General features: G+C 53.6%; 4 protein-coding genes. All 4 read right to left on the bottom strand.

Annotated elements, in window-relative coordinates; genetic code table 11:
• Positions 1-3,116, bottom strand: a 3,116-nt coding sequence (gene nuoF / locus Q7V48_00160) for an NADH-quinone oxidoreductase subunit NuoF (protein MDO9209157.1), incomplete at its 3' end; no start/stop codon positions are given.
• A gap of 21 nt (positions 3,117-3,137) precedes the next feature.
• Positions 3,138-3,620: an NADH-quinone oxidoreductase subunit NuoE gene (gene nuoE, locus Q7V48_00155; GenBank protein MDO9209156.1), complete on the bottom strand. Its 483-nt coding sequence runs from the start codon at positions 3,618-3,620 to the stop codon at positions 3,138-3,140.
• A 3-nt stretch (positions 3,621-3,623) separates the two neighbouring features.
• On the bottom strand, positions 3,624-6,302 hold the full coding sequence (locus tag Q7V48_00150; protein ID MDO9209155.1) for a molybdopterin-dependent oxidoreductase: 2,679 nt from the start codon (positions 6,300-6,302) through the stop codon (positions 3,624-3,626).
• A 114-nt stretch (positions 6,303-6,416) separates the two neighbouring features.
• A complete protein-coding gene (locus Q7V48_00145; GenBank protein ID MDO9209154.1) occupies positions 6,417-7,223 on the bottom strand; it encodes an ABC transporter ATP-binding protein in 807 nt (268 codons plus the stop codon).
• Positions 7,224-7,370: the final 147 nt, after the last annotated feature.

Here is a 7,370-nt window from a genome sequence, read left to right as displayed (position 1 = left end):
TCGCAGCGAAGACAGCGCTTGGCTTCTTCTCTTGCTTTCTCCTCCGTAAACCCCAGTTCGATCTCCCGGAAATCATGGACCCGGTCTTCCGGAGGTAAGAAAACCGATTTCACCCGGGGTTTTCCTTCTTCAACCGTACTTAATTTTTCACTGAGGTCCTCCGGTCCACCTGATTCTTTTTGGTCGAAAAAAATAACGGGACTGGTGTCTTTATGGAAACTTTTATCAATCGAGACCGCCGCCCGGCGGCCGGCGGCTATGGCTTCGATAATATGGGTGGGCCCGGTAACAAAATCCCCCCCGGCAAAGATGCCCTCGATATTGGTAGCGAGGGTGTTGGCATTCACCACTAAAGTTTCCCACTTGGTTCGCTCCAATTTACTATCGGCAGGAAGGAAGGAGAGATCCGGGGCTTGGCCCACCGCCATCACGATCGTGTCCCCTTGAAACAAGCCCTCCGATCCGGGGGTAAACGTTGGGTTGAATCGCCCCTCCTGGTCGAAGACCGATTGCACGGCGATGGTTTCAATTCCCGCAAATTTCCCTTTATCACTCAGGACCCTCTTAACTCCCAAAGAATAATGAATGAAAATTCCTTCTTCCAGGGCTGCTTCCACTTCTTCATTGGTGGCGGGCATCTCTTCCCGGGATTCGAGACAAAATACATGAACCTCTGGCTGTCCCTCTCTATCCCATCTCAAGCGGCGGGCTGAGCGGGCCACATCGATGGCTACATTACCCCCTCCGATGATGATCACTTTCTGACCGATCTCGATCTCTTTCTCCAATTTCACTTCCCGGAGGAACCCCAACCCGTAATACAGGCCCGCCAGGCTTTCATCCTCTCCCGGGATTCCTATTTTCTGACTCTTCTGACTCCCGGCGGCAATGAACACAGCCTGGTAGCCTTCTTCCCTCAGGGAATCGATCGTATAATTGACATTGATGGGGTGATTGTAGCGAATCTCCACCCCGCGTTGCTGAAGATATTCGATTTCTTTCTGAACGACAGCCTTGGGAAGGCGAAATTCCGGAACTCCCACCATCAACATTCCGCCCCCCACCGGAAGGGCTTCGAAGACCGTAACGGGATAACCCATCCTCCTGAGGTAGTAAGCACAGGTCAATCCCGTCGGGCCGGCGCCGATGATGGCCACTTTCTGCTTTTTGGTTAAGGGAAAAGGCTCTGGAGTCTGGAAAATAAAATTGAAATACCAGTCTGCTGCGAACCGCTTGAGGGAACGAATGGCCACGGCTTCGTCCAGTTCTCCCCGCCGGCACTTGATTTCGCAAGGATGATGGCAGATCCGCCCGCATATGGCCGGGAAAGGATTTCTTTCCCGGATCACCTCGGCGGCTTCAGCATACTTTCCTTCGGCAATAGCGGCGATGTATTTAGGGACGCTAATTCCCACCGGACAGGTATGATGGCAGGCGGAAACCACCAGGGCTTCGCAGACTGCTCCGGGACAACGTTTATCCCGAATATGGGCTTCATATTCATCCCGAAAATATTTAATGGTGGAAAGGACCGGTTTGGCACAGGTCTGCCCCAACCCGCAAAGGGCGGAATCGCGAACCGCATGGCCGATTTTGATGAGCAGGTCGATGTCTTTTTCCTGACCTTCCCCCTGGGTAATGCGGGTGAGGATTTTGAGCATTTCCGTGGTTCCCAGGCGGCAGGGGCTGCATTTCCCGCAGGATTCGGACTGAGTAAAACTGAGGAAGAAGCGGGCAATTTCCACCATGCAGTTATTCTCATCCATGACCACCATGCCGCCCGAACCCATGATCGACCCGATGGCCTGTAAAGAACCATAGTCGATGGGAAGATCCAGATATTTTTCGGTCACGCATCCCCCCGAGGGTCCTCCCATCTGGACGGCTTTAAACCGGCGCCCTTTAGGAATTCCCCCCCCGATCCCGAAAATTACTTCCCGCATGGAGATGCCGACCGGAACCTCTACCAGCCCGGTGTTGTTTACCTTACCCGCCAGCGAGAAGATCTTGGTTCCCTTGCTTTCCTCGGTTCCCACGCTTGCATACCAATCGCTGCCGTTTAAGAGGATGGAACGGACATTGGCAAACGTTTCTACGTTATTGATATTGGTAGGCTTCCCGTCCAGGCCTGCCTGGGCCGGGAAGGGAGGGCGCGGCCGGGGCATGCCCCGCCGGCCTTCAATGGAAGCCATCAGGGCGGTCTCCTCACCGCAGACGAAGGCTCCGGCTCCCATTTTCAGTTCCAGAGAAAAGTTGAATCCGCTCCCCAGGATATTTTCCCCCAGGAGGCCCAGTTCCTTCGCCTGGAGAATCGCGATGGTTAAATGATCTACGGCTATCGGGTATTCTTCGCGCACATAGATGTACCCGTACTCGGCCCCAATGGCATAGGCTCCGATGAGCATGCCTTCCAGGACGCTGTGGGGATCCCCCTCAAGAACGGCTCTATCCATAAAGGCCCCTGGATCCCCTTCATCGGCATTACAAACGATATACTTCGGGGAATGGGGGGACAGGTGGGCCAGGCGCCACTTGCGGCCCGTGGGGAAACCCGCTCCCCCCCGACCTCTTAGCCCAGACCTCTCCATGGTCCCGATGATTTCCTCGGGAGTCATCATCAGAGCTTTCTGGAATCCGGCGTATCCATTCCGGGCGATGTAATGAATCATCTTGGTTGGGTCAACCCGGCCGCAATGTTCCAGCACCCGCCGGGTTTGCCCCTTGAAAAAGGGGATCTGTTCCCAGTAAGGGATCTTCATTCCGCTGCGAGGGTCTTCGTATAAAAGGTGGCCCAGAATTTCCCCCTGTTGAATGGTACGGGCGATAATATGGACCACGTCGGCCGTAGTGACTTCCTGGTAAAAATACCCGTAAGGATCAATGGAAACCACCGGAGCCCGGGCGCAAAACCCCTGGCACCCGGTATCTCTTAGCTCCACTTTTGTAGATAATCCCCGGGCTTTTAATTCTTCCTCAAAGGCCTTCCGTACTTCGGCTGCGCCATAGGCTCGGCAACCGGTCATGCAAATCCGGATGCAGGTTTTTTGGGGATCGGATTCCCGGCAGATCCGCTCACGAAAGTCGTTCAAGGCCTGAGAAGATAAAAGTCTGGTCATGTTAGGACGAATTCCATCCTTTTATTGATGTTGTCCCAATATGGAAATAATCTTGGGAGGGGAAAGCCGGCCAAAATAATTCCGGTTCACCATCATGGTCGGGGCTAAGAAACAGGCTCCCAGACAGGCCACTGTTTCCAGGGTGAACTTGAAATCCTTCGAGGTTTCTTTTTCATCAATACCCAATTCCCGCTTAACCATCCGCAGAATGGATCTTCCTCCCCGCACATGACAGGCCGTCCCGCGGCACACCCGGATGACGTATTTGCCCCGCGGAGCAAGGGAAAACTGAGAATAAAAAGTAACCACCCCCTGGACCTGGCTGGGAAATAGATTGAGGGCCTCGGCAATGGGCTTCAGAGTCTCCTGGGGGATATATCCCAATTCCCCCTGGATCTTCTGCAGCAATGGAATCAACCCCCATTTCTGGGCTTGATACTCCTGAATTATTTTTTGGACCCGCATCATTTCTTCCTGGGCAAAATGGACCTTCTCCATTTCCATGGTTCAAATCCTTTCCACTTTAACTTCAATTGTCTTTTTAGCTGGAAAATCCATCGGCCAATCGGAGGGAAAGGGTAACAGGTCATAGACGTTCTCCTCGCCTGGAGAAGCGGGTAAAAAGAGGGTTCCCGGCGGGAGACCTTCCTGGCAAGAGATGCCAAAGGACATCTCTTTTTGAGGTGAAGAAATTTTCACCCGGCTGCCTTCGTTCAACCCTAACCTCACAGCATCCCCCGGGTTCATCTGCAAGATTCTTTGGCTGCGGAATCCCTTGAGTTTGGGTGATCGGAAGCTGCGGGTCCCGCTGCCAAAGTGCCACAACGTTGACCCTAAAATTAGGCGAAAAGAATTGTTCCTTCTCTCTTTCCCTTCTTGGCTATTTAACCGGGGCATGTTTAAAAAATATTTGGGGGGCCATGACCAACCTTTTTCATAGAAATGAGGGTGGCCTGGATCATGCTCATCCCAACAAGGCCAGTGCAGACTTCCTTGGGCCAAGCGATCATAGGTAATCCCCCCGTAGATGGGGACAAGCTCTTTGATTTCCTCCATAACTTCTTGGGGCGACCTATAATCTTTGGGCAAACCCATTCGCCGGGAAATTTCCGCTAAAATTTTCCAGTCGGGAAGGCTCTGACCAACCGGCTCGGTGGCAGCTATCAGGCGTTGGACGCGACGTTCGGTGTTGGTCATCGTTCCTTCTTTTTCGGCAAAACTGCAGGCGGGGAGAACCACATGAGCGAGCTTGGCTGTCTCGCCAAGGAAGAGATCCTGCACCACCAAAAAATCCAATTTCCGGCAAGCCTCCTCCACATAAGGGCCCTCAGGAAAGGAACGAAGGGGGTTTTCTCCCATGATGTACATTCCCTTCAATTTTCCCGCCCGGGCAGCCTTGATCATCGCCAACGCCGTTAAGCCTTTTCCCAAGAGCAGCGATTTACCCCAGGCTTTTTCAAATTTTTTTCTTACCAGGGGATCTTCCGGGGATTGATAACCCGGAAGGAAGCCTGGCAGGGTTCCCATGTCGCGGGCACCCTGGGCATTGCTTTCCTTCCCCAGAGGATAAAAACCCCCGCCCCCCTCCCCGATACTTCCCGCGAACAAGGCCAGGTTCACCAGCGCCTCGAGGCAGGGGGCTCCGTCCATCCCTTGCCAAAGGCCATTGCCAAAAACAATCGCCGACGGCTTGCCAGTAGCCAAATTCCTGGCGCAACTGCGCAAAAGATCTTCTTCAATCCCGGTTATCTCTTCCACCTGCTGCCATTTCCACGACTGGCTTTCTTCCCAAAATTTCTCTAACCCTTCTCGTTGATCTCCCTTTTCCGGGCCTTCCCCAATCCCTTCATCCCGAATCGCGCGGATGAAAGCCAGGATTAAATAGGTTTCGCTCCCCTCCTTGGGCTGCAACCAGGGGCGGGCGAACGATGCCAATTTTGTCCACCGGGGATCTATCAGGATCAGTTGTGCCCCCCGCAAACGAACCGCTCGCTTGATCTTGTAAGCCACGATGGGAGCCGTTTCTTCCGGGTTAGCCCCGATGACCAGAATGCACTTTGACTCTTCAAGGTCCTGAATGGGGTTGGTCATGGCCCCCCATGCCAGGTCGGGCCCAAATACCTGGGGAGCAGGGAGCTCATGGAAAGGACCGCCGTGATCGATGTTATTCGTCCCAAGTCCACCCCGGGCCAGTTTCTGCAAAAGGTAATTCTCTTCATTGGTGCACTTAGAAGACCCCAAAAAGCCCAACGTATCCGGGCCATGTTGGTTGTGAACTCTTTGCAATCCGGCAGCTACGAAATCCAGGGCTTCTTCCCAAGAGCATTCTACAAGTTTTTCTCCCCTGCGGATCAGAGGCGTCTTCAATCGGTCCGGGCTGTTAATGAACTCCCAGCCATAGCGCCCTTTGACGCAAAGGGTGGGGTAATTCACTGAATCCTTTTGCCCATTCGGACTTGCTTCCACCACTTTCCCAGCGTTCGTTCCCAAAAGGAGAGAACAGCCGCAAGCGCAATAAGGGCAAACCGAGGGTATTTTGCTGGCCGCCGTATCTACGGACAGTTTATCTTTTTCACTCAAAGCGCCCGTGGGGCAAAGGACCACACAGGTCCCGCAGAATGTACACCCTGATTGGTCTAAGGGCTGATCCTGTAAAGTTGCCGGTTGAGCTTCAAACCCTCGCCGGGAATAGTCAATGGCTCCTTCAACTACCAGTTCATGGTCCGCGCGGATGCATTGGCCGCAGAGGATGCATTTGGAAAGGTCCCGCTGGATGAAGGGATTGACCTCGATGGTCCCTGAATAGTTGGGCAACTTGTATAAATCAATCAGCCCGATATCCAGTTCAGCGGCTATCTGCCTAAGTTGGCAGCGATTCCCCTTGTCGCAAAGGAGGCAAGATTCAGGATGGCTGGCCAGCATTAACTTGACCACCATTCTCCGCGTCTCCAGCACTTTAGGAGAATGGGTTCGGATTACCATCCCGGGCGATATGGGCGACACGCAGGAGGCCAAAAGGGCCCCTGATTTTTCTTCCTCCACCAAACAGACCCGGCAGGCGCCGGCAGGAGAAAGGTAGGCATGATAACAAAGGGTGGGGATGCGAATTTCCATCTTCTTCGCCAAATCCAAGATGGTCATTCCGGCTTTGCCACTGGCTGGAAGTCCATTGATCGTTACCGTCACTGTGCTCAAATCCTTCCCTCCGCTGGGCTACCTTTTTTTAATAAGAGCATTTTCCACGGCTAATTTCAGTTCCTCGAACCCGAAACCAATACCTTTACTCCGCCCTTCCCTAACTTAACTCAACCAGCGTTTTCTTCTTTTGTAATGTTTTACATCCCGGTAGCTCTTCTTTCCAATTTCCGTCAGGCCCAGGTAAAATTCCCTTACGTCTTCGTTGTCGCGAAGGGTATCAGCGTCACCGTCCAAAACCAGGCGTCCGTTCTCCATGACATATCCGTACCGGACGATCTGGAGGGCCATGGCTGCATTCTGCTCTGCCAAAAGGATGGCCACTTTCTCCTCGCGGTTCAGTCGGACCACGATGTCGAAGATCTCCTGGACCAGCAAAGGGGCCAGGCCCATGGAGGGTTCATCGAGAAGCATCAGCTTGGGGCGAGCCATCAGGGCTCTTCCGATGACCACCATCTGCTGCTCCCCCCCGGAGATATAACCCGTTTTCACGTTACGCCGCTCAGCCAGCCTGGGGAAATAGCTGTAAACCAGATCCAGGTCCCTTTTGACTAAATGGGCATCCCGTCTGCTGTAGGCTCCGGTGAGGAGATCGTCCTCCACGGTCAGGTGCTCGAATTTGCGCCTTCCTTCCATTACCTGGACGATTCCTCTTCGCACCACCTCCGCAGCATCCTTGCGGTCGATGCGCTCCCCCAGGAATTCGATGACTCCCTTGGTGACTTCACCCCGCTCTGCCCGCAAAAGATTGGAGATGGCTTTGAGGGTCGTGCTTTTGCCGGCCCCCTTGGCCCCGAGGAGGGCTACAAACCCCCCCTGGGGCACCTGCAGGGAGACCCCTTTCAGGACTAAAATGACATGCTCGTAGACGACTTCAATATTGTTGACTCTCAACAATGGTTCCTGGGTCATAACTCTTGCTCACTTTGGCGTGATGTACTTACTTTAAAGCTTCACTGGTTCTCGGCGTTATCCCCTTCTCCTTGGCATATTTAGCCGCTGACTTCTCGACTCTTTCCCGGACGAATTCCCTCATCGGAGCTACCCAGCTACCGACCG

It is taken from the genome of Deltaproteobacteria bacterium (genome assembly GCA_030654105.1).
Lineage (GTDB): Bacteria > Desulfobacterota > SM23-61 > SM23-61 > SM23-61 > JAHJQK01.
The sequence above is the reverse complement of the archived record's forward strand: the minus strand, read 5'-3'. Positions and strand labels throughout refer to the sequence as shown.